General features: G+C 67.2%; 18 protein-coding genes. 6 read left to right on the plus strand and 12 right to left on the minus strand.

The genetic code is table 11. The features are described 5' to 3' along the window. The 3 genes from ACNA7R_RS13640 to ACNA7R_RS13650 all read right to left on the minus strand — a co-directional run. Positions 1 to 1,618, minus strand: a 1,618-nt coding sequence (locus tag ACNA7R_RS13640) for a family 20 glycosylhydrolase (RefSeq protein ID WP_416284105.1), incomplete at its 3' end; no start/stop codon positions are given. Positions 1,619 to 1,649: 31 nt separating this feature from the next. Beyond that, positions 1,650 to 3,515 carry a BNR-4 repeat-containing protein gene (locus tag ACNA7R_RS13645; protein WP_416284106.1) on the minus strand — a complete coding sequence of 622 codons (1,866 nt, stop codon included), beginning with the start codon at positions 3,513 to 3,515 and terminating at the stop codon, positions 1,650 to 1,652. A gap of 20 nt (positions 3,516 to 3,535) precedes the next feature. Next, the gene (locus ACNA7R_RS13650) at positions 3,536 to 4,705 is read right to left on the minus strand and encodes a HEAT repeat domain-containing protein (protein WP_416284107.1); all 1,170 of its coding nucleotides are present in this window, start codon (positions 4,703 to 4,705) and stop codon (positions 3,536 to 3,538) included. A 134-nt stretch (positions 4,706 to 4,839) separates the two neighbouring features. Between ACNA7R_RS13650 and ACNA7R_RS13655 the strand changes: the two genes are divergently transcribed. Next, positions 4,840 to 5,931 carry a Gfo/Idh/MocA family protein gene (locus tag ACNA7R_RS13655; RefSeq protein ID WP_416284108.1) on the plus strand — a complete coding sequence of 364 codons (1,092 nt, stop codon included), beginning with the start codon at positions 4,840 to 4,842 and terminating at the stop codon, positions 5,929 to 5,931. Between the two features lie 38 nt (positions 5,932 to 5,969). Here ACNA7R_RS13655 and ACNA7R_RS13660 read toward each other — a convergent pair whose 3' ends face one another. From ACNA7R_RS13660 to ACNA7R_RS13675, 4 genes are all read right to left on the minus strand, one after another. Further along, positions 5,970 to 6,863 (minus strand): Gfo/Idh/MocA family protein, encoded by an 894-nt coding sequence (locus ACNA7R_RS13660; protein WP_416284109.1) that lies wholly within the window; start codon positions 6,861 to 6,863, stop codon positions 5,970 to 5,972. Positions 6,864 to 7,037: 174 nt separating this feature from the next. After that, positions 7,038 to 8,186 carry a GNAT family N-acetyltransferase gene (locus ACNA7R_RS13665; protein ID WP_416284110.1) on the minus strand — a complete coding sequence of 383 codons (1,149 nt, stop codon included), beginning with the start codon at positions 8,184 to 8,186 and terminating at the stop codon, positions 7,038 to 7,040. Between the two features lie 211 nt (positions 8,187 to 8,397). After that, positions 8,398 to 9,261, minus strand: coding sequence for a sugar phosphate isomerase/epimerase family protein (locus ACNA7R_RS13670; RefSeq protein WP_416284111.1), 864 nt, complete (start codon positions 9,259 to 9,261; stop codon positions 8,398 to 8,400). A gap of 86 nt (positions 9,262 to 9,347) precedes the next feature. Further along, positions 9,348 to 10,367 carry a zinc-dependent alcohol dehydrogenase gene (locus ACNA7R_RS13675; RefSeq protein ID WP_416284112.1) on the minus strand — a complete coding sequence of 340 codons (1,020 nt, stop codon included), beginning with the start codon at positions 10,365 to 10,367 and terminating at the stop codon, positions 9,348 to 9,350. 128 nt (positions 10,368 to 10,495) lie between these two features. On the opposite strand from ACNA7R_RS13675, the gene ACNA7R_RS13680 reads away from it, so the two are divergent. Next, on the plus strand, positions 10,496 to 10,732 hold the full coding sequence (locus ACNA7R_RS13680; protein WP_416284113.1) for a Rid family hydrolase: 237 nt from the start codon (positions 10,496 to 10,498) through the stop codon (positions 10,730 to 10,732). 65 nt (positions 10,733 to 10,797) lie between these two features. Here the strand turns inward: ACNA7R_RS13680 and ACNA7R_RS13685 are convergent, their stop codons facing one another. Beyond that, positions 10,798 to 12,048 (minus strand): Nramp family divalent metal transporter, encoded by a 1,251-nt coding sequence (locus ACNA7R_RS13685; protein WP_416284114.1) that lies wholly within the window; start codon positions 12,046 to 12,048, stop codon positions 10,798 to 10,800. Positions 12,049 to 12,356: 308 nt separating this feature from the next. On the opposite strand from ACNA7R_RS13685, the gene ACNA7R_RS13690 reads away from it, so the two are divergent. Continuing rightward, positions 12,357 to 13,337: an LLM class flavin-dependent oxidoreductase gene (locus tag ACNA7R_RS13690; protein WP_416284115.1), complete on the plus strand. Its 981-nt coding sequence runs from the start codon at positions 12,357 to 12,359 to the stop codon at positions 13,335 to 13,337. Between the two features lie 2 nt (positions 13,338 to 13,339). Further along, positions 13,340 to 14,452: a Gfo/Idh/MocA family protein gene (locus ACNA7R_RS13695; protein WP_416284116.1), complete on the plus strand. Its 1,113-nt coding sequence runs from the start codon at positions 13,340 to 13,342 to the stop codon at positions 14,450 to 14,452. A gap of 270 nt (positions 14,453 to 14,722) precedes the next feature. On the opposite strand, the gene ACNA7R_RS13700 is transcribed toward ACNA7R_RS13695, so the two are convergent. From ACNA7R_RS13700 to ACNA7R_RS13710, 3 genes are all read right to left on the minus strand, one after another. Next, a complete protein-coding gene (locus tag ACNA7R_RS13700) occupies positions 14,723 to 15,457 on the minus strand; it encodes a fumarylacetoacetate hydrolase family protein (RefSeq protein WP_416284117.1) in 735 nt (244 codons plus the stop codon). 105 nt (positions 15,458 to 15,562) lie between these two features. Then, positions 15,563 to 16,072: an S-layer protein gene (locus ACNA7R_RS13705; protein WP_416284118.1), complete on the minus strand. Its 510-nt coding sequence runs from the start codon at positions 16,070 to 16,072 to the stop codon at positions 15,563 to 15,565. A 51-nt stretch (positions 16,073 to 16,123) separates the two neighbouring features. Next, complete coding sequence (locus ACNA7R_RS13710) at positions 16,124 to 16,690, minus strand: type 1 glutamine amidotransferase (RefSeq protein ID WP_416284119.1); 567 nt, start codon at positions 16,688 to 16,690, stop codon at positions 16,124 to 16,126. 139 nt (positions 16,691 to 16,829) lie between these two features. On the opposite strand from ACNA7R_RS13710, the gene ACNA7R_RS13715 reads away from it, so the two are divergent. Both ACNA7R_RS13715 and ACNA7R_RS13720 read left to right on the plus strand, forming a co-directional pair. Then, the gene (locus tag ACNA7R_RS13715; RefSeq protein WP_416284120.1) at positions 16,830 to 18,272 is read left to right on the plus strand and encodes a hypothetical protein; all 1,443 of its coding nucleotides are present in this window, start codon (positions 16,830 to 16,832) and stop codon (positions 18,270 to 18,272) included. Positions 18,273 to 18,474: 202 nt separating this feature from the next. Beyond that, on the plus strand, positions 18,475 to 19,236 hold the full coding sequence (locus ACNA7R_RS13720) for an IclR family transcriptional regulator (RefSeq protein WP_416284121.1): 762 nt from the start codon (positions 18,475 to 18,477) through the stop codon (positions 19,234 to 19,236). A gap of 6 nt (positions 19,237 to 19,242) precedes the next feature. Here ACNA7R_RS13720 and ACNA7R_RS13725 read toward each other — a convergent pair whose 3' ends face one another. After that, positions 19,243 to 19,941 (minus strand): PIG-L deacetylase family protein, encoded by a 699-nt coding sequence (locus ACNA7R_RS13725; protein WP_416284122.1) that lies wholly within the window; start codon positions 19,939 to 19,941, stop codon positions 19,243 to 19,245. Between the last annotated feature and the right edge of the window lie 410 nt (positions 19,942 to 20,351).

Consider the following 20,351-nt stretch of genomic DNA (forward strand, 5'->3'; position numbering starts at 1 on the left):
CCGCCTCCCCCGAGTCGGACAGCGCCCGGAACGTCTCGAGGGCGTCGTCGTAGTCGTCGCGGGCCTCGCGGGGCGTCCGGTCGCCGAGCGAGCGGTGGGCGTGGGCCGGCGGCGACGGGACGTTCTCGCCGTCCGTCGGGAGGATCGTCCCGCCGAGTTCGCGGTAGACGTCGAACCCGTCGGGGACGAACGGACCGAGCGCGTGCCGGGTTAGCGCCGTCGCGAACGCTGGGCGATCCGCGATCGGATCGGGGGTCCAGAGCCGATCGGCGAAGACCGGAATCGCCGACGGCAGCGCGCGCTCGAAGTACTCGCGGGTCTCCTCGGACGAGGGCTCCCACGCCAGGAGTTCGCCGCCGATCACCCCCTCGGCCCGGTCGTCCGGGACCGACGGCCGACTTCGGGGGTCCCAGCCGAGCAGGTACTCCTCCGAGAGCCAGCCGTTGACGTAGGCCGCGTAGACGTAGGAGTTGACGACCTCGAACCCCTCCTCGAGGAAGCGCTCGAGGCTGCAGCCCTCGACCGGACCGCGTCCCGTCCCGGCGACGCGCCAGAACTGCACCAGCGCGTCCCGCGGAAGGTCCGGCGACTCCGCGATGTCGATCTGGTCGTTCCAGCACATCAGCCGACGCTCGTGGGCCTCGAGGGTCTCGTGGAGCCGGCGGACGAACCCGTAGAAGTGCTCGGCGACCGTCTCCGACCCCTCCCGTTCCATCCGCTCTCGGCACCGCGAGCACTCGTCCCACGAGTAGTTCATCGCCCACTCGTCGCCCCCGACGTGGACGGTCTCGAAGGGGAACAGTTCGACCACCTCCTCGAGCAGCGTCTGGACGAACGCGTCGGTCTCCGGTGTGCCCAGACACAGCGTCCCGTCGCTCGCCTCGCCGTCTGCGACAGTACACCGGAGTTCGGGATACGTCTCGAGGACGTGCGTCGCGTGTCCCGGCACGTCGACCTCGGGGAGGATCTCGATCCCGCGGCGGCCGGCGTACGCGACGAGTTCCTCGATCTCGTCGGGGGAGTACGCCGGGCGCTCCTCGCCGTCGGGACCGCGGTTCAGTTCGGGGAACGCCTCGGACTCGAGGGCGTACGATTCGTGGTCGAGCAGGTGGAGGTGGAGCCGGTTCAGCTTCGCCCGCGCGGCCTGGTCGATCCGCCGTTTGACGCGCTCGAGCGGGAGGTACCCTCGGGCCGGATCGAGCATGAACCCCCGCCACCGCGTTTCGGGCCAGTCGCGGATCTCGCCGGCCGGGAATTGCCACGATCCGTCGCGGCGCTCGAGGCCCCCGACGAGGGTCTGACAACCGTGGCGAAGCCCGTCGGCCGTCGGCGCGCGGACGGCGATCCCGCTTCCGTCGGCCTCGAGGACGTACCCCTCCGGATCGTCGACCGGGCTCGAGGGACCGTCGTCGATTCGCAGCCGAACGTCCGGGTTCTCGGCCGACCGGACGACCCGTTCGTTCGTCTCGCGCTCGAGGAGGTCCGACAGCAGCGTCGCGGTCGAATCGACGTCTTCGGCTTCCGTTCCGACCGCGAACGGGGTCTCGAATCGAACCGTTTCGTCGGACAGATCGACGCGACGCGGTCGGGGAACGACCGGAAGTTCGCACGGAGGCATGTGGTACGTGATGGCAATGAAGACGGGTCCCTTAACGGTTGTCCATCGGGCGATCCCTCCCGGACGCTCGCAGCGTCCGGTGTCCGGCCGCCGTCGTCGGCCGGCCGTAGAGTCGGACCTCGCGAAGGGTGCCGACGAGACCGTTTCCGAGCAGGTAGGCGTCCCTCGCGAGCGTCCAGGACGCGTTCGGGCCGTCGAACGCGATCGGACCGCCGAACGACGCCTCGTCGACGACGGTTCCGTCGACCCGTAGCCGCATCGTTCCGTCGTCGGGGTTCCAGACCCCTTCGACGAACTGCTCCTCGTCGGCGGCGAGATCGTTCCACGACGCCACCGCGGTCGACGTTTCGCCGGCCAGCGCGAACTCGAGCGTGCCGGACGTCTCCCGCTCGACATCGAGTCGGATCCCCTCGCCGAACTGGAGGATCGTCTGGCTGCGGTCGACGTCCCGCGTCCGGACGAGCGCCGAGACGGAGACGCCGTCGCGAACCGCCCGCTCGTCGACCAGGTCCAGTCCGAGCGTCACGCCGCGCTCGCCGTCCGGGTTGATTCCGTCGTCGGTCCCGTCGGTCGGCAGTCCCCGCAGGACGGTCTGGGAGCCGTGCATGCTCTCGTAGGCTCCCTCGAGCCAGAGCGCGGGACAGTCCTCGCTCGCGTTCGCGGGGACGACCGGCCGGATCGGCGTGCCGACGGGATCCGCACACACCGGCCGGACCGACCACGATCGGCCGCCGGTGTCGGTCTCGAGGCGTTCGACGCCGCGGTACCCCTCGCTCGAGACGCAGGCGTAGGCGACGGTCGGGTCGTCGGGATCGAGTGCGACGCCCGCCGAGTAGTGCCCCTCGACGCCCGCGGCCTCGACGTACCCCCCGGCGTCCCGGAGGTGGTGGTCGCGCCACGTCCCCGCGTCGTCGTCCCACCTGGCGTACCGATACGTGTGGGCGAGCGTCGACGGGAACGTCGCGTAGACGACCGCGGGCTCCCCGCTCTCACCGACGCTGGCGTCCCAGACCCAGGCGTCCTCGCCGTCGGGGGGCGCGGAGTCGTAGACGCGCTCGAGGTCCGAAACCGTCACCGGTAGCTCCGACTCGGTTGCAATCGGCTCCCCGTCGGCCGCGCGGAGCCGTCCGTCCTCGAAGGCGGCGTACAGGACGTGGTGTTTCGGCGCGTCCCCGCCCCGCTCGGCGTCGGTGAAAAACAGGTGGATCGTCTCGTCGGTCGCCGCGTGGACGAAGTAGGTCCCGTAGTGGCCCTCCGGGGCGGTCACCAGCCGCGTCTGCTCGCTCCAGGAGTCGCCCCCGTCGACGGACCGGCGGTAGTAGACGTGTCCGTCCCCCATGTAGCCGTACGGATCGTCGGTCGCGTCGGTCGTGACCGTCCGGTCGCGGTAGAGGAGGTAGATCGGCGTCCCCGGTCGTCCGTCGAGCCGAACCGGGTTGGGATAGGTGACACACTCCTGGTCGATCGTCCGGAGCGGGCCGAACGAATCGAGGGATTCCGGCACCCTCGAGCGACGGTGGCGGATCGAGCCGCCGTTGTGTTCCGACCAGAAGACGAGCACTCGCCCGTCACGGTCGACGAGCACCGACGGGCTGGTGTGGTCGTCGGCCGAAAACGACGACTCGAGCGTCACCCGTTCGAACCCGCCGGCGTCGTGGTCGAACGCGCCGAGTTGGATGTCGGTCCCGGTCGGCCCGCCGAGGTAGCCGACGTACGTTCGGTCTCGTTCACCGACGTACCTGACGGCGCGTGGGTTCGTGAACCAGATCCATCGCGCGTCGTACCCGTACCGGCCGTGGTTCGCCCGCGGCGACTCGTCCCACACCGTTGCCCGGTGGGTACGTCCGGCGGGCCAGTAGCCGAGCAATCCGTCTCGAGGCGGCGAACGCGGCGGCATACGGGAACGGGTTCCCGAACTCACTTGGTCGTTTCCCCGACGCGGGAACGTTCGCTCTCGATCCGCTCGAGCGCCCGCGCCGCAGCGTCCCGAACCGCCCCGTCGGGGTCGTCCGCCGCGAGCGACTCGAGGGCGTCGACCGCCTCCTCGCGGTCAGCCAGGCCGAGCGTCAGCGCGGCGTTCGCCCGGACCGGCGCGTGGTCGTCCTCGAGGAGTTCACGAACGCGCGGGACGGTATCCTCGACCGCCTCGGGATCGGCCTGGGCGACGTACGCCAGGAGACCGACGCCGATCCCCCGGATTCCCGGATCGCGCCGGTCGAGGAACGCCGCCAGTTTCCTGAGCGCATCGCGGAGTTCCTCACCGACACGGACCGGGTACTCCTCACCGACGGCGTTCAGCGCGTCCGCCGCGCGCCACGGAACCGGGTGGTCCGTATCCGACTCGAGGCGGTCGACCAGCGCGGGGACGAACGGCTCCACCGCGGCCGGATCCCACTCGGCCAGCGACTCGAGTACCTCACAGGCGCCCGCCCGGACGAGGTGGTGGTCGTCCTCGAGCAGGGCCGCGACCCGCTCGACGCGGTCGACGGCCGCCCCCGGTCGCTCGGCCGCGATCCGCGTGAGTGCGGCGGTCGCCTGGACGCGGGTGGCCGTCCGCCGGTCGCGTTCCGGGCCGACTGCCGACGGCGCCCCGTCGTCCCGGGGGCGATCCGTCTCGTGCGACGCGGTGTCGGAGACGATTCGCGCGTGACAGGCGTCCAGCAGCGGGTCGACCGCATCCGTCATCGCGTCGGGACACTCGAGGGCGAGCGCGGAAAGCGCCCGGACCGCGGCGTCCCGTCCAGGCTCCGCGGGATCGGCGGCGATCGGCTCGAGCGTCGGCACGAGCGGTGCGAACGGTTCGGCGCCGTTCTCGATCGCCGCGCCCGCCGAGAGCGCCGCTCTGCGACGGACGTGTGGATCGTCGTCCTCGAGCAGTCGCTCGAACGCGGTCACGGCGGCCGCGGACGCCCCGGGTCGGGCCTCGAGGGTGTCCTCGAGACACGCCATCGCGAGCCGGCGCGTCTCCGGATCGCCGAGCACGAGCAGTTCGACGGCATCCTCGAGCGCGACTCCCTCGGGATCGGCGACGGCTGCGTCGCGAAGGCGTCTCGCACGATCGGTCGCGTCGTCTCCGATAGGTATCATGATATGCCGTACCAAGTTCCGATCGGACCTTATAGTTGCTGTCGTCGATCGACCGAACGGTGCGGTTCGACTTGTGTTCGGACCCCACCCCTCCGATATTTATTTACCGATACGTTCACAACTACCCCGGTACCGTGTCAGACTACGACATAGCGTTCATCGGAACAGGGCCGGAGCCGGATAACCCGGTGTGGGGCGAGAGCGCGGCGATGGCGTACCACCACGCGAGCGCCTACGACGGGGACGAGCGCTGCTCGCTCGTCGCCTGCGCCGACATCGTCGAGGAGAACGCGGCGGCGTTCGCCGATCGCAACGGCATCGACGCGGCGAACGTCTACACCGACTACGAGGTGATGCTCCGGGAGACCGAGCCCGATATCGTCAGCGTCTGTACGCCGGTCCCGACCCACGCCGACATCGTAACCGACTGCGCGAACGCGGACGGCGTTCGTGGGATCCACTGCGAGAAGCCGATGGCCGACACCATGGCGGACAGTCGACGCATGGCGGAGGTTTGTGCGGATCGCGGCGTCCAGCTGACGTTCAACCACCAGCGCCGGGTCGCGACCCCGAGCCGGCGCGCGGCGGAGCTGGTCGCGGCGGGCGAACTCGGCGCGGTCACCCGCGTCGAACTCGCGACGAAGAACCTCTTCGACGCCGGCACCCACCTCGTCGACCTCTGCAACTCGATTCTCGACGATCGCCCCGCGGCGTGGGTGATGGGCCAGATCGACTACCGCGAGGAGAACGTCCGCTACGGCGTCCACAACGAGAACCGGGCGTTCGCGCGCTGGCAGTACGAGGACGGCACCGACGCCGTCATCGCCACCGGCGACGAGGAGCCGTTCATCGACTGCGACGTGCGCGTCTCGGGCACCGAGGGCGTCCTCGAACTCAACCCCGACGGCGACGCACAGCTCCGGGTGCAGACGACCGACGACGCGACCTGGGACGAGATCGACACGGGCGAGCCGATGGCCGACATCCCGGCGGCGGTCGACGACGTTATTCGCGGGCTCGAGACGGACGCGGAACCGCAACTGAGCGCGCGGCGGGCGCTCGCGACGATGGAGATTATTCTTGGCTGCTACGAGTCAGTTCGCCGGCGCGGACGGGTCGAACTGCCGCCGTCGATCGAGGACAACCCGCTCGTCTCGATGGTCGAGTCGGGCGCGCTCTCGCCCCGTCCGGCCCGCGACGAGGTCGCGCCGGATGCGGACTCCTGATCGGACGACCACGGGCGGCTCCGGGCACGAACCGGCGTTCAGTAGTACGGTTCGTAGTCGGCGAGAAACGACTCGCTGGCGACCGCGGTCGTCTCGAGCGCGTCGGCGTCGGGCGTTATCGGGTCGCCGGTTTCGAGGGCAGCCTGGACGGCGACCAGGAGCGTCCCCGCGTCTGTGAGTCGGTTACGGTCGTCCCGCTCGCCACAGACCGTCGCGAGGAACGCCTCGAGGAACGGCTCGTACATCCGCTCGAGTTCGTCGCTCGAACTACCGATCTCGACGGTTCGGGTGCGGTCGCCGACCGTCAGAAAGCCGAACGTCCCGTCCCCGTCGGGGCCGTCGAACCGGAGCGTCGCCGCGGAGCCGTTCGCGAAGTCGATCGTCGCGACTCGACCCGGTCCGCGGTTCGGCGTGACCCGCGTCCAGTCGGTCCCCGCGAGGAGGCGGATGCTGTCGACGAGATGGACGCCGTAGTAGAACGTGTCGCCGTAGCCGACGGAGAACGCGGTCTCGAGCGTCGCGTCGGCGAGCGACGAAACCGACGGGTGGAACGGAAGCGCCGAGCCGCCGAACAGCGGCGCGTCGCCGCGGGCCGCCGCCCGTTCGATCGCGGTCACGTCGGCGACCGACCCCGCCACGGGCTTGTCGATCAGCGTCGGCACGCCCGCCTCGAGAAACGGGGTCGCCAGGTCGCGGTGGTCGTTCCAGTCGACCGCGAGCACCATCGCCGCGTCGACGTCGTCGATCATCGCGTGTGGATCGTCGTACCGGGTCGCGTCGTACTGCTCGCAGAACTCGCGCTCGTAGCCGTTCTCGCGGACTGCACCGCCGTCCCAGACGGCGGCGATCGAGGCGTCGGCGCGACCGTCGAGGATCCTCGCGAACGTCTCCGGGTGACTGGTGTCTAACCCGAGTACCCCTAACTCGATCATCGTAGAGACGTCTCGTGGCCTGATATATAATTCTGGTTACCGCTATGATCGGTCCCACCCCGCTGAACGGCGACCGAGGAGGGAGACCGAGAGTCGCTCCGGGTTCGAGACGGCACTGCCTTCTTCGGCCAGCGTCTGGCCCCGACCCGACGCAGTGAGACGCCTTCCTCGAGCCTAGACGTGCTCCGTCGGCCAGATGTAGAACTGAAGCGGGAGCATCGCCTCGAGAAACGGATCCCGCCGCCGAACCTCGCGCTGGCGGTCGTGGAAGCCGAACAGCAGCGCCGTCATCGAGAGCCGATCGAGCGCGACGTCGGGCTCGCCGGTGACGCGCTCGACCGTCACCCGGTCCGGGCCGTACGAGAGCCGGACGGCCGCGTCCGAATCCTCGAGTGCCAGCGTGACGTCCCCGCGCTCGGTGCGGCCGCGGTCGAGCCAGCGCCGCTCGAGTTGGCTCTCGAAGGCCTCGAGGAGTGCGGGCAGGTCGCGAACGTTCAGTTTGCGGTGCGGTCGCTGCTGCCAGAACCGGCTGTGGCGGTGGAACACCTCGTCGAGCGGATGCCGGGGGTGGACGCGGGCCGTGAGGTCGTTCAGGTCGTACATCGCGAGCACGTGGCCGAGCAGCGTCTCGACGCCGCGTTCGGAGCCGCCGAACTCCTCGATCGTGCGGCTGCGGCTCTCCCGCGTGAGGCTGAGGTAGGCCGGCCCGTCCGCGCCCTCGTAGACGAGCGTCTCGAGCCCCCGCTGGCCGAACGTGATCCGGCTTCGCTTCCGGTCGCGCCGGACGCGGTACGGTTCCCGACCGTGAAGCTCGCGGAGGACCTCGAGCCGGTCGTCGCCGCCCTCGTAGACCGCGACGGCGTCGGCTACGGCCTCGGGGGTCCCCGCGAACGACCGCTCCGAAATCGTGTACCGGAGTTCGGCGCCGGCGTTCTCGTACCCGAAGTGATTGTAGCGCTGTCGGTTCCCGCTGAGTTCCGACAGCGGGACGCCGGCGTCGTCCATCCGGTCGAACCAGAACTCGAGCAGCTGGCTCATGTAGCCGTCGCCGCGGTACCGTTTGTCGGTCGCGACGCCGCCGATTCCCCAGCACTCGACGGTGTCGCCGCCGACGACGAGCGTCTGCGGGACCGCGGCGATGTGGCTTACGATCTCTCCGTCCGTCTCGATGACCGCGTGGCGGTCGCTGCGTTCGGAATCGTAGCAGAACGGGAGCCGGGCGGCCATCCCGTAGCGTTCGTAGGCGAAGTATCGGTCGAGCAGTGCCGTCATCTCGGGGAAGTCGTCCTCGGTCGCGAGGCGCGGACTCTCGGCGTCCGTCATGTGATACCAAGTCAGTGGAAGCCGTCTCACAAAAGCTTTGTCAGCGACGTGATCGCCAGCGCGGGTGAGGGCGAGCGCCGGTCCGGTCGAGGGGTGGGACGGTCGGTCGACCGCGACTCGAGTGACCACTCCTACTGTCTGCTGGAAGTCAGTTCCGGTGGGATCGCGACCGTCCTGCGGTCGGACCGGGACATCGGTACAGCAAACCGTCTCAACTCAGCAGTCGGTTCAATGCCGCGAGTTCGTGCTCGGCGACCTCGCGCTCGTCCTCGAGGTCCGCCCGCGGAACGTGACACTCGTCGGTGACGTAGCCGTCGTACCCCGCCTCGGTGAGCGCGTCGAACAGCGGGCCGTGGTCGACGCTCCCCTCGCCGAGCAGTCGCGGCTGGAACGTCTCGAGCCCGTCGTCGGTCTCGAGTTCGAACGCGCCCGGCCGGTCCGGGTCGTCGATCCGCCGTTCGTCCTTGACGTGGACGTGTGCGAGGTCGTCGCCGAGTTCCCGCACCGACGCCGGGCCGTAGTCGTCGAGCGTGATGTACATGTTTCCGGCGTCGTGAATGGCGCCGACGTTCTCGCGGTCGATCTCCTCGAGGAGCCGCCGCGTGGACGCCACGGTCTCGGTGATCGTGTGGGCGTGAATCTCGATGCCGATAGTGACGTCGTACTCGGCCGCGCGGTCGGCCGCGCGAGCGAGCCAGGAGGCGGCGTGCTCGTAGTCGTCGTCGGTCGCCTCCCGAACCGGCGGGCCGCCGGGGCCGTGCCGGACGAGGTCGCAGTCGAGCGCGTCGGCGAACTCGAGGAACCGTTCGAGTTTCTCGAGTTCCGCCTCGCACTCTTCTCGGGACTTGCCGACGTAGTGGCCGGTGTACGTCGCCAGACACGGCACCTCGAGGCCGACCTCGTCGAGGTGGTCGCGAAACGCGGTCACCTCTTCGAGCGAGCGGTCGACGTCGAGGTGGGGGTCTCTGCACATCGGCTCGAAGCCGTCGTAGCCGATCTCGGCCGTGAGTTCGGCGGCGTCCTCGAGCGAGCGGTCGCGTAGCACCTTGCTAAACAGGGCTGTCCGTATCGCCATTAGGGCTACGGTGCCGCCGCTGAACCTTAAAGACTGGTGTCCATTCGTTCGCCACCGGCGGATCCCGGGCTCACAGGAGCGCGCGGCTACGGCCGCAGAACCGCCTTGATGGCGCCGTCCCGTCGCTCGGTGACCGTCTCGATCGCCGTCTCGTACTCCTCGAGCGGGAACTCGTGGGTGACGATCCCGTCGGTCGTGAGGTCCCCTCGGCGGAACAGCGAGACGATATCGTCCGTCGCGTGCGCGGCCGTGACCCCGCCGACGACCTCGAGTTCCTTCGCGACGATCCGGTTCGGGTCGATCTCCTTCGAGTCGCCGAAGACGCCGGTGAGGACGACCGAGCCGCGCTTTCGGGTCGCTTGCAGACAGGTCTCGACGACGTCGCCGGCGCCGGCAGTTTCGACGCAGAGGTCGACCCCCTCGCCGTCGGTGTACGAGCGAAGCGCCTCGACGGGATCTTCCTCACGGACGTTGACGGTCAGGTCCGCACCCAGCGACTCGCCGACGGTGAGTCGTTCGTCCCGCGTCCCCGTCAGCACGACGTCGTCGACGCCCCGGGCTTTCAGTAGCTGGACGCCGAACAGTCCGAGGGAACCGGGGCCGAGCACGGCCGCCGTATCGGAGAACGAGGTCTCGACGCGCTGGAGACCGTGGAGTGTACAGGCGGCCGAGTCGATCTGGCAGGCTTCCACGTCGGAGACGTCGTCCGGGAGCGGCGTCAGGGTGTAGGCCGGAAACGCGGCGTACTCCCGGTAGCCGCCGGCGACGGTGAAGCCGATCTCCCGAAGCTCGTCGCACTGGTAGTACCGACCCTCGCGACAGGCGGTACAGGTACCGCAGTAGACGAAGCCGTGGAGCGCGACACGATCGCCGACCGAGAGCGACTCGACGTCGTCGCCGAGTTCGACCACCTCGGCACACACCTCGTGGCCGGGCGTCAGCGGATACTCCGTCCAGGGTGGCCCCTCGCCGTGGATCAGTCCGATGTCGCTTCCACAGATGCCGACGGCACGGATTTCGACCAGTGCCTCGTCGGGTCCCGGCTCCGGCCGCGGCTGCGCTTCGTCCCAGATCTCTCCCTCGCCGTTCGTGATGATAGTTCTCATGCTGGCTCGAGTGGAGGGGTCCGCTCCGGTCCTCCGTAGAGGGACGGGGGTGCCACGCACTTATATCTAGCCGCGACTGAGAGTTCGGATCGAGGCGAGGTGTACTTTACCGCGGATAACGCGCGTGTATGGACGCGATCAATACCGCTGACGCACCGGAGAGTATCGGCCCGTTCTCGCAAGCGATCGTCGACGACGGTACCGTCCACGTCTCCGGCCAGGGACCCGTCGATCCCGACACGGGCGAGGTCGAGGTCGACACCATCGAGGACCAGACCGTACGGACGCTCGAGAACGTCGACGCGATCCTTGAGGAAGCGGGCACGTCGCTCGAGAAGGACGACCCCTCATACGGATTGCTGTAACGATTTACCGGTGCAACCGCGACCCGTGCGGCGGTTGCGCCGGTAATGACTTACAGTAAACCGTATCAGAGGTACTGGAGGAGTTCGGAGACGACCTCGTAGAGGTAGTTGCCGACGATGCCGACGATCGCGAGGTAGCCGACGACGCCGAGGGCGGTGGCGAGCCGGCCGTTCGAGTGTCTGCCCATGACCTCGTCGCTGCTGGCGAGTGCGAGGATGAGGAAGCCGAGCAGCGGGAAGGCGACGACGGCGGCCGCCTGCGCGACGCGGAGCAGTTCGACCGGATCGCCCTCGAAGATCAGGACGACGACGAGGCCGAACAGCACGGCGGCCGTCGACCACACCTTGACCGGGCGGCCGTCCATCGAGGGGTCGCGGCCGAGGCCGTCGACCAGCAGCGTCGCGCCGATGAGCGCGTTGACGACCAGTGAGGAGAGGCTCGCGAAGAAGAAGCCGAGCGTGAACAGGTAGAACGCGCCCGGACCGGCGACGGGCTCGAGCTGGGCGGCCATGCCCGTCGCCGAGAAGACCGGCTCGCCGGTGCCGTGAATGACGCTCGCGCTGGTCAGGAGGATCACCGTGACGAGCAGCCCCAGCACGGCGATGCCGAGGATGCTATCGGCTCCCTTCTCCGAGAGCTGGTCGACGCCCCACTCTTTCTCCCGGACGAGGTAGCTCTGGTAGGTCGCCGCGGCGATCGAAAAGGTCGTCGCGGCCATCCCGAGCGCGAGGAGCGCGCCGTCGACGTCCGGCACGCTCGGCACGATGCCGGTCGTGCTGGCCCGGACGTCGAAGCCGACGGTCGCGAGCGTCCCGACGAACGCGAGCAGCATGATGCCGACGACCGTCTTGACCAGCAGTTCGACCTTCTCGTACAGGTCGGGCAGCCAGAGGAAGCCGATCGCGGCGAGCGAGAAGACCCCAGCCCACAGGCGAACGTCGTAACCGACCAGCGCGTTGGTGGCGAAGCCGATACCGGCGTTGTTTCCGGCCTGAAAGGCGAGGATCGCGAGGAAGCCGAAGAACCCCCCGGCCGTCGCGACTCCCGACCCGTACCGGTTCCTCGTCACCTCGAGGATCGTCTCGCCGGTCACGAGCCCGATCCGCGCGGCCATCCAGGTGTAGACGATCATGAACGCCGTCGCGGCGATCGGGACCCAGAGCAGCTGGTAGCCGTACAGACTGCCGGCGATCGTACTGAGGGCGATGCTCCCCGGACCGACGACGACCGCCGCGAGGACGAGCGCCGGACCGATCGCCCGAAGCTGGCTCCACACTCTCCCACCCGTTACCACACCCGAAAGTCGTGTTGACATACACTGTAATACGTAATTACGTACCATAAATAACCATCGTCGAGACAGTTCGGATTCGAGACGAAAACCGTACGGATCGGCCCGAGAGCGATCGGTACTGGGTCTCGAGTGACGTCCCCGACGAGTTCGCTCGAGTGAGTGGTGGTCACACCCATCACAAGGTACATTAGGAACTAGTCCGTCGACCAAAACGAACGAATGTCAGCCAGCAGTCCAACGAACGGAGAGATGTCAGCGTCGCTCTCCCGTCCTGACGGAAGAAACCGCCACACAGCGGCCGAGGGAGCCGAGAACGGGGTGACCCGGTCGTGAAGTTCGGCGTCTTTCTGAACCAGTACTACACGCCCGACGGCGAGTTCGAGGTCACCGACCTGTACGAGCAAGCCGAACTGATCGAGGATGTCGGCTTCGACGGCGTCTCGCTCGGCGAACGTCACGTCCACGACGAGGGCGTCGTCGAACCAATCACGGCGCTCTCGGCGATCGCGGCGCGGACCGAGACGCTCGATCTCTCGACGATGGCGATGTTACCGATGCTGTACAACCCGCTGCACCTCGCCGAGTACGTCTCGATGATCGACCGGCTCTCGGGCGGTCGCATGCGCTTCGGCGCCGCGGTCGGCTACCGCGAGCGCGAGATCGAACCGTTCGGCATCGAGATGGACGAGCGATCGAAGGCGATGATCGAGTCGCTGCACGTGCTCAAGCGCCTCTGGAGCGAAGAGAGCGTCTCCCACGACGGCGAGCAGTGGTCGTTCGACGACGTGTTCGTCAGTCCCCGACCGGAGGGCGACCTGCCGGTCTGGATCGGCGGCCACGCCGACATCGCGATCAAGCGGGCGGCCTACCGCGGCGACGCCTGGATCGCCAGCGCCTCCTCGACGACCGCCGACCTCGAGGAGCAGATCGGCGTCTACGAGTCCTCGCTCGAGGAGTTCGACATGGATCGCGAGGACAACCAGGTCGTACTCATGCGCGATTGCTTCGTCGCCGACTCCGTCGAGGAGGCCCGGGAGACCATCGAGCCCTACCTGCTGAAACTCTACCAGATGTACGCCCGCTGGGGCCAGACCTACATGGACGAACACGAGGTCGAAGTCGACTACGAGGAACTCGAGGAGAAGTTCGTTATCGGCTCGCCCGCCGACTGCATCGAGCAGTTGCGCGAGTACGAGGCCCTCGGCGTCGACCAGGTGTACGTCCGCTGCCAGTTCCCCGGACAACCCCAGGAGACGACCCTCGAGACGCTCGAGCGCTTCGGCGACGAAGTCATCCCCGCGTTCGAGTGATTATGGCGAGATCCGATCCCCCAACCACGGACGTCGGGTCCGCCGACGGTACGACCGGCCCGCGGGTCGGCTACGTCGGCCTCGACCACCACCACGCCGAGCCGTACCTGCAGACGCTCGAGACGCTACCGGCGACGGTACCCTGTGCCTGCGAACCGAACGACGCGTTCGACGTCGATTCGATCGCGAGTCTCGGCGACGTCCCCGTCTACGGCGACCTCGAGACGATGCTTACGGACGCCGCCGTCGACGCGGTGTTCGTGACGCTCTCGAACCGGGATACGCCGGCGGCGATCGAACGGGCGCTCGAGCACGGCGTCGACGTCTACACGGAGAAGCCGGCAGCACGCACCGCCGCGGAGCTCGAGCCGCTGCTCGAGGCCGAGGCACGCGCGGACGCGACGGTCTGTGTCTCCTATCCCTGGCAGGGCCACCCGATCGCCGCACAGCTGAAATCGCGGATCGACGACGACTTTTTCGGTGACCTCCGCGGGTTCGAGGCCCGGTTCGTTGCCTCGCAACTCGAGTACCGCGACGCCGACCACTTCATCTTCGACGCGGACGCGAGCCGCGGCGGCATCCTCCAGTGGCTCGGCATCCACTGGATCCAGCTGCTCTCGTGGCTCCTCGAGGATCCGATCGTGCGGGTGAACGCCAGCATGGCCACCGCGTTCGACGGCGTCGACGTCGAGGACGGCGCGACGCTCCAGCTCGAGACGGCCGACGGCGCGCTCGGAACCGTCCACTGCGGCTACTACCTGCGCGAGGGCGTCTACGACACCCAGCTGAACCTCTACGGCAGCGGCGGCTGGAGCAGCTGGGACCCGATGGGACGCACGTTCGGCTTCGAGGGCGAAACCGAACTCGAACTCGAGTCGACCGACGACGACTGGGGCGCCACGCCCCACCGGACGATCACCCACGAGTACGAGGCGGGAGCGGGCTACGGCGGCGCGTGGGGCCGGGAGTTCGTCGAGGGATTCTTCGCAGCCCGAAAGACGGGGTCGGAGCCGCCCGTCACGCTCGAGGACGCCCTGGCCGTGCTCCGGATCCTCGACGCCGCCTACGAGTCGGCCGAGACGGATCGGTGGGTCGAGCTCGAGACGGAACCGTAACTCGGAGCACAGGTGCTTCGTTCAGCGGTGAACCACGCGCCTCCTTCGCTCCGCTCGGTACACACGACTCACTTACCGCTCACTTCGCTCGCGGTTCGATCGTCGTCCCGCAGAGAGACGCGCTGTCGCGCGTCTCGGACGGCCGTTCGCCCGGTAGAAACTGCGAGCGAAGCGAGCAGTTTGCCCATTGATGTAGCGATCCAGCCGACACGAAAGCGGTGTCTGGACGACCAACGAGACGCGATTACCGAGTCCCGTAACGATTCGTGCCTAGCGTTCGACGACGCGGTTCTCGAGCGTGCCGACGCCCTCGAACTCCACCTCGACGACGTCGCCGGGCTCGAGCGGTCCCGGGCCGAACGGCGTCCCGCTGGCGATGACGTCGCCGGGCTCGAGCGTGATGAGTTCGCTCACCTCGGCGACGAGCTCCGGGACGGAGAAGATCATCATCTCGCGGGTCGTCTCCTGTTTTACCTCGCCGTTGAGCCGGAGCTCGAGCCGGGCGTCATCGGGGACCTCGTCGGGCGTCGCCAGCACCGGTCCCATCGGGAGCGAGGCGTCGAACGCCTTCCCGCGGACCCAGTTGCGCTCCTCGGCCTGGTCGTCGCGGTTCGAGATGTCGTTGACGCAGGTGAAGCCGCGAACGACGTCCATCGCCGCCTCCTCGTCGACGGCGCGACACTGCTCGTCGATGACGATGCCGAACTCGGCCTCGAACTCGACCTCGTCCCGGCCGGGCGGGAGTTCGATCGCGTCGCCGTGGCCGACGACGCAGTTCGGCGTCTTCAGGAACAGTTCGGGTCGGTCCGGCAGGTCCTCGAAGCCGGACTCCTCGCGGTGGTCCATGTAGCCGCCGGCCTGGCAGACGATCTTCGTCGGCTCGCTGGGCGGAAGGATCGTCACCTCGTCGGGGTCGTAGCGTCGGTTGCCGGTTTCGATGCCGCTGTCGGTCCACGTTCCGGTCCGGGTGAGGCCGGACGGATCGCTGAATCGGACTGTGCGCATCCTCGTCCGACCATTGATCTACCGGAGTAATGATCTTTCGGTCCCACCGCCGAATCGACCGAGAGGTCGGTCTCGATCGACGGCGTCCGTCTCCGTCGCTCGGCGCTACTCGTCCTCGTCTTCGCCCTCGTCCTCGTCGTCGTCCCGGTCGGCGTCGGCCGTCGCACCCTCGAGGACGAGCGTGACCTCCTCGTCGTCCTCGCCGACGGAGACGTCCTCCTCGACGGGTTCGAACGCGTCGTCCGTGCTCTCGGCGGTCACCGTGTACTCGCCCTCGTCCTCGACGGCGATCGTCACCTCGCCGTCCTCGATCTCCTGGCTATACGTATAGGAGAGGGGGTCGTCCTCGAGGTCGACGGTGACCTCGACGCCCTCCGAGACGGGGTCGCCGTCCTCGGTCTCGAGCTGGACGATCACGGATCCCGGGCCGTCGTCTTCGACGTCCGCTTCACCGTTCTCGTCCGCTTCGCCGTTCTCGTCGTCACCGTTCTCGTCGTCACTGTTCTCGTCATCGCCGTTTTCGTCGTCGTCGCTCGCACAACCCGCGAGTGTCGTTCCCAGGCCGACCGCGAGCGCGACGCTGAACTGCCGTCTGGAGAGGTGGTCCGTACTCACGCTAGAGCGTTGCGCGAACGGTCACATAAAATTTGTTCAGGGAGCAATCTATCACGTCTCCGACCGTCGCCGGGCGTACTCGAGGAAGTTGTCGAACACGATCTTGGCGTCCGTCGCGGCTGCGACGCTCTCGTCGGTGATCCCCTCGAGAACGTGTCGAACCCGTTCCTCGGGAAGGTCCTTGCCTCGCGTCACCCGCTCCGCCGAGGCGCGGTCGTACTCCGGGTGGAACTGGACCCCGAACGCGTCCCCGCGGCGGAACCCCTGGATCGAGTAGTCGTTCGACGCGGTTACCGTCGTGTCCGGCGGCAGCGCCGTCACCTCGTCGGAGTGCGTGCTGAACGCGACGAACCGGTCCGCCAGCCCGTCCAACAGCACCGACGACGCCCCGGGCTCGACCTCGACCTCGCGATAGCCGAGTTCGTACTCGCCCATCGGTTCCACCTCGCCGCCGAGGACGTCCGCGACGAGCTGGTGACCGAAACAGACGCCGAGCACCGGGACCCCCCGGTCGACCGCGAACGGGTTGACGTCCGCGTCGACGTCTCGCCTGAAGTTCTCGGTGGTCATCGAATCGTTGTACGACCCGTTCAACAGCGCGACCTGCAGCGCACCCATGGGTAGGAGCGATACGTTCGATGGGACAAAAACCTTCGTCGTCTCATGGGATCGCTCGAGTCGTACAGCGCGCGAACTGCAGGTCGAAACGAGTGTGCGGTCCACAGAAATTAAGAGCGATCGACGAGTGTGGTAGCGTATGGCCATCAGCGTTCGTTCCGTCGATCAGTACGTACTGGACATGGGGCTGCGAATGCCGTTTCACTTCGGGAACACGACCCTCACGGAGTTGCCACACCTGTTCGTCCGGATCGAGGGTGGCGGTGAACTGGCCGACCAGGAAGGGATCGCAGCCGAGGGGCTCTCCCCGCTGTGGTTCCTCAAAGAACCGGGCGTCACCTTCGCGGACGGACTCGATCGGATGCTCGAGGTGATCGACGAGGCGACCGCTCGCGCCGAGGCGATCGAGGCCGAGACCGTCTTCGACTTCTGGCTGACGCTTTACGAACGACAACGGGAGTGGGCAACGGCGACCGACCACCCGCCGTTGCTGTGGTCGTTCGGCGTGAGCCTCGTCGAGCGCGCGGTGATCGACGCGTTCTGTCGGGAACGGGGGACGACGTTCCACCGGGCTGTCCGCGAGAACGCCCTCGGGATCGACCTCGGCGAGATCTACCCGCCGCTGGCCGACCGCGAGCCCGCGGACTACCTGCCGGACGAACCCCAGCGCGAAACGGCGATCCGGCACACGGTCGGGTTCACCGATCCGGTCACCGCCGACGACCTCGACGCGGAGAGCCGACTCGACGACGGACTGCCCCAGACGCTCGCCCAGTACGTCGAGGAGCAAGGCGTCTCGTACTTCAAGATCAAGCTCAGCGGCGACGTCGAGGCCGACGCGGAACGGCTAACGAGGCTGGCCGACGAACTCGAGGGTCTGTCGGAGTACGCCGTCACGCTCGACGCGAACGAGCAGTACGGCGACGCCGACTCGTTCAGGGCCGACTGGGAGCGGCTGACGGAGACGCCGGGAACCGACCCGCTGCTCGAGCGGTTGCGCTACGTCGAACAACCGCTCGCTCGCGGCGACGCCCTCACCGACGCGGCCCGGGAGACGCTCACCGACTGGGACGAGCGCCCGCCGATGATCATCGACGAGTCGGACGGCGAACTCCGGAGTCTCGCGCGGGCGCTCGAGTGCGGTTACGTCGGGACGAGCCACAAGAACTGCAAGGGCGTGTTCAAGGGCCTCGCGAACGCCTGTCTGACCGAACACCGGCGACGCGAGGACCCGGGCTGCGAGTACGTCGTCAGCGGAGAGGATCTCTCGACCGTGGGTCCGATCTCGCTTCCCCAGGATCTCGCCGTGATGGCGACGATGGGGAAAGGACACGTCGAGCGAAACGGCCACCACTACTTCCGGGGGATGGGGATGCTCCCGACCGACCTCCAGGAGAACCTCCTCGCGGCCCACGGCGACCTGTACCGGGAACACGAACAGGAGTTCCCGACGCTCGCCGTCGACGACGGACGGATCTCGCTCGAGTCGGTCGTCGACGCGCCGTTCGGATACGGGGTCGATCTCGACCTCGAGCGGTTCACGCCGCGATCGGAGTGGGAGTTCACCCCGTCGAGCGACTGATCCGCAACCCGCCGTTTGTTCCTCTAAAACGCCGCGTTCCTCGTCCCGACGCGTGCAGACGAGCCTCACGCTATAGAAGCGATTATCGGAGTTCGTACGACCGAAGCGCCCGCGATCAGATCAGACTCACAACATCTCGATGCTCGGTTGTTTGGCATACCCAAACATTTAATCTAATGCCTCCTAATATGATGAGATAACGATGAACTCGGCAAAAAACCCGATACAAGCGGTTCAACGCACGCTCGACGTCGTCGACGTGCTCAAAGCCCACGGCGAGGCCCGTGTGACCGACATCGCCGCCGAACTGGATCTCTCGAAGGGCACGATCCACTGCCACCTGGCGACGCTCGAGCAGAACGGTTACGTCGTCAAGAACGGCCAGCGGTACGCGCTCGGACTCCGGTTTCTCGACCTTTCCCACCACGCGAAAAACCGCGTCGATATCTACGATATCACGAAGGCCGAGGTCGACGCGCTCGCCGCCGAGTCGGGTGAGATGGCCCTGTTTACCGTCGAAGAGCACGGAGAGGGCGTCTGTCTCTACAAAGCCGAGGGCGAAAACGCCGTGCAGACGAAGCTGTACGTCGGCTACCGGAACGGACTGTATCACACCGCCGTCGGGAAGGCGCTCCTCGCGTTCATGCCGGAAGCGCACCGCGAGGAGATCATTCGAGAAACCGAGTTCGAGCGGATCGCGCCGAACACGATCACGGATCCGGACGAACTCCGCGAACAACTGGCCGAGATCCGCGAGCGCGGGATCGCGTACAACCGGGAGGAGACGATTCAGGGACTCGTCGGGGTCGGTGCACCGATCCGTGATCAGGACGGGACGCTCTACGGCGCCGTCTCGCTCATCGGTCCGGTGAGTCGAATGGACGACGAGCGGCTTACGGAGGAGTTGCCGGAGCTGATCCGCCGCGCCGTGAACATCATCGAGGTGAACATCACGTCGCTGTAGGCCCGGTCACTCGAGATACGGGACCGACGTCGTGTGAAGCGAGGTGAATCCTTCCGCGAACGCGACCCCGGCTCGCTGACCGAGCGTTCGCGTCCTCGCGTGCACGTCCTCGAGGAACTCGTCGAACTCGCCGTCGATACCGCCGTGTTCGTCCAGCCACTCGATCTGCGACTCGTGGGCCTCGATCGCTCGCATCTTCTGTTCCACGTGGTCGGAAACGTCGACGAACGTGTCCGGCTCGAACGACGACGTCGGCTTGCCGAAGTAGTAGACGTTCGACGGATCGCACGGCTCCGAGGCGGTTTCGACGAGCGGGAGCGACGCCATATAGTAGGCGTCGGTCACGAGTCGCGACGTGACGCGGTGGTCCGGGTGCATGTCGTCCCGGAAGTGGGTCAGAACTAACTCCGGATCGTGTTCACGGATCGTCTCGACGACCTCGAGCCGATTCTCCATCGAGTAGGTCACCCGGCCGTCGAGAAAGTCGAGGAACTCGACGGTCGCACCGAGTTTCTCTCCCGATCGCCGGGCCTCCTCTTCTCGCACGGCGGCGATCTCCGCCTCCGTACCGTCCGCCGTTCCGAGTTCGCCGCGAGTCATGTGAACTATTGTCACGTCGTCGCCGCGGTCGGCGTGCTTGGCGAGCGTTCCGCCACAGAAGATGTCGGCGTCGTCCGGATGCGCAACTATCGCTAAGACGGACATGGCAGAAGCGAGCCACCACGGTATCAAAAATCTTTCTGCCAGTACGGTTCTCGAAAAATAGATTTGATACTGTAAAACGGATGGAACCGAAGGTGACTCTCGTCGATAGCCCGGGGGAGCGGCCAAATATTACGATAGTACTATCGTAACGGAGGCTGCACGAGGCTACTGGGCGAGTCGTATCAACTAATGTAGCGTATCGAGCAATTCCCGAACGTCGCTGCGCTGAATCACGGACGACCGGAGTGAACGTTGGTGTAATCATTGAGCGAGAGGTAAATAACATACGCGTTAGAGATAGTTGCTCACTAATGAACGCTGATCAAGAGCGGTATCGATCGCTGTTGTAGGTTCAGGGAGTGAGTCGAAAACCGGTTGCGAAGTGCTGATTAGAGTGGTTTCCGGAACCC

It is taken from the genome of Natronococcus sp. (assembly GCF_047921035.1).
Taxonomy (GTDB): Archaea; Halobacteriota; Halobacteria; order Halobacteriales; family Natrialbaceae; genus Natronococcus.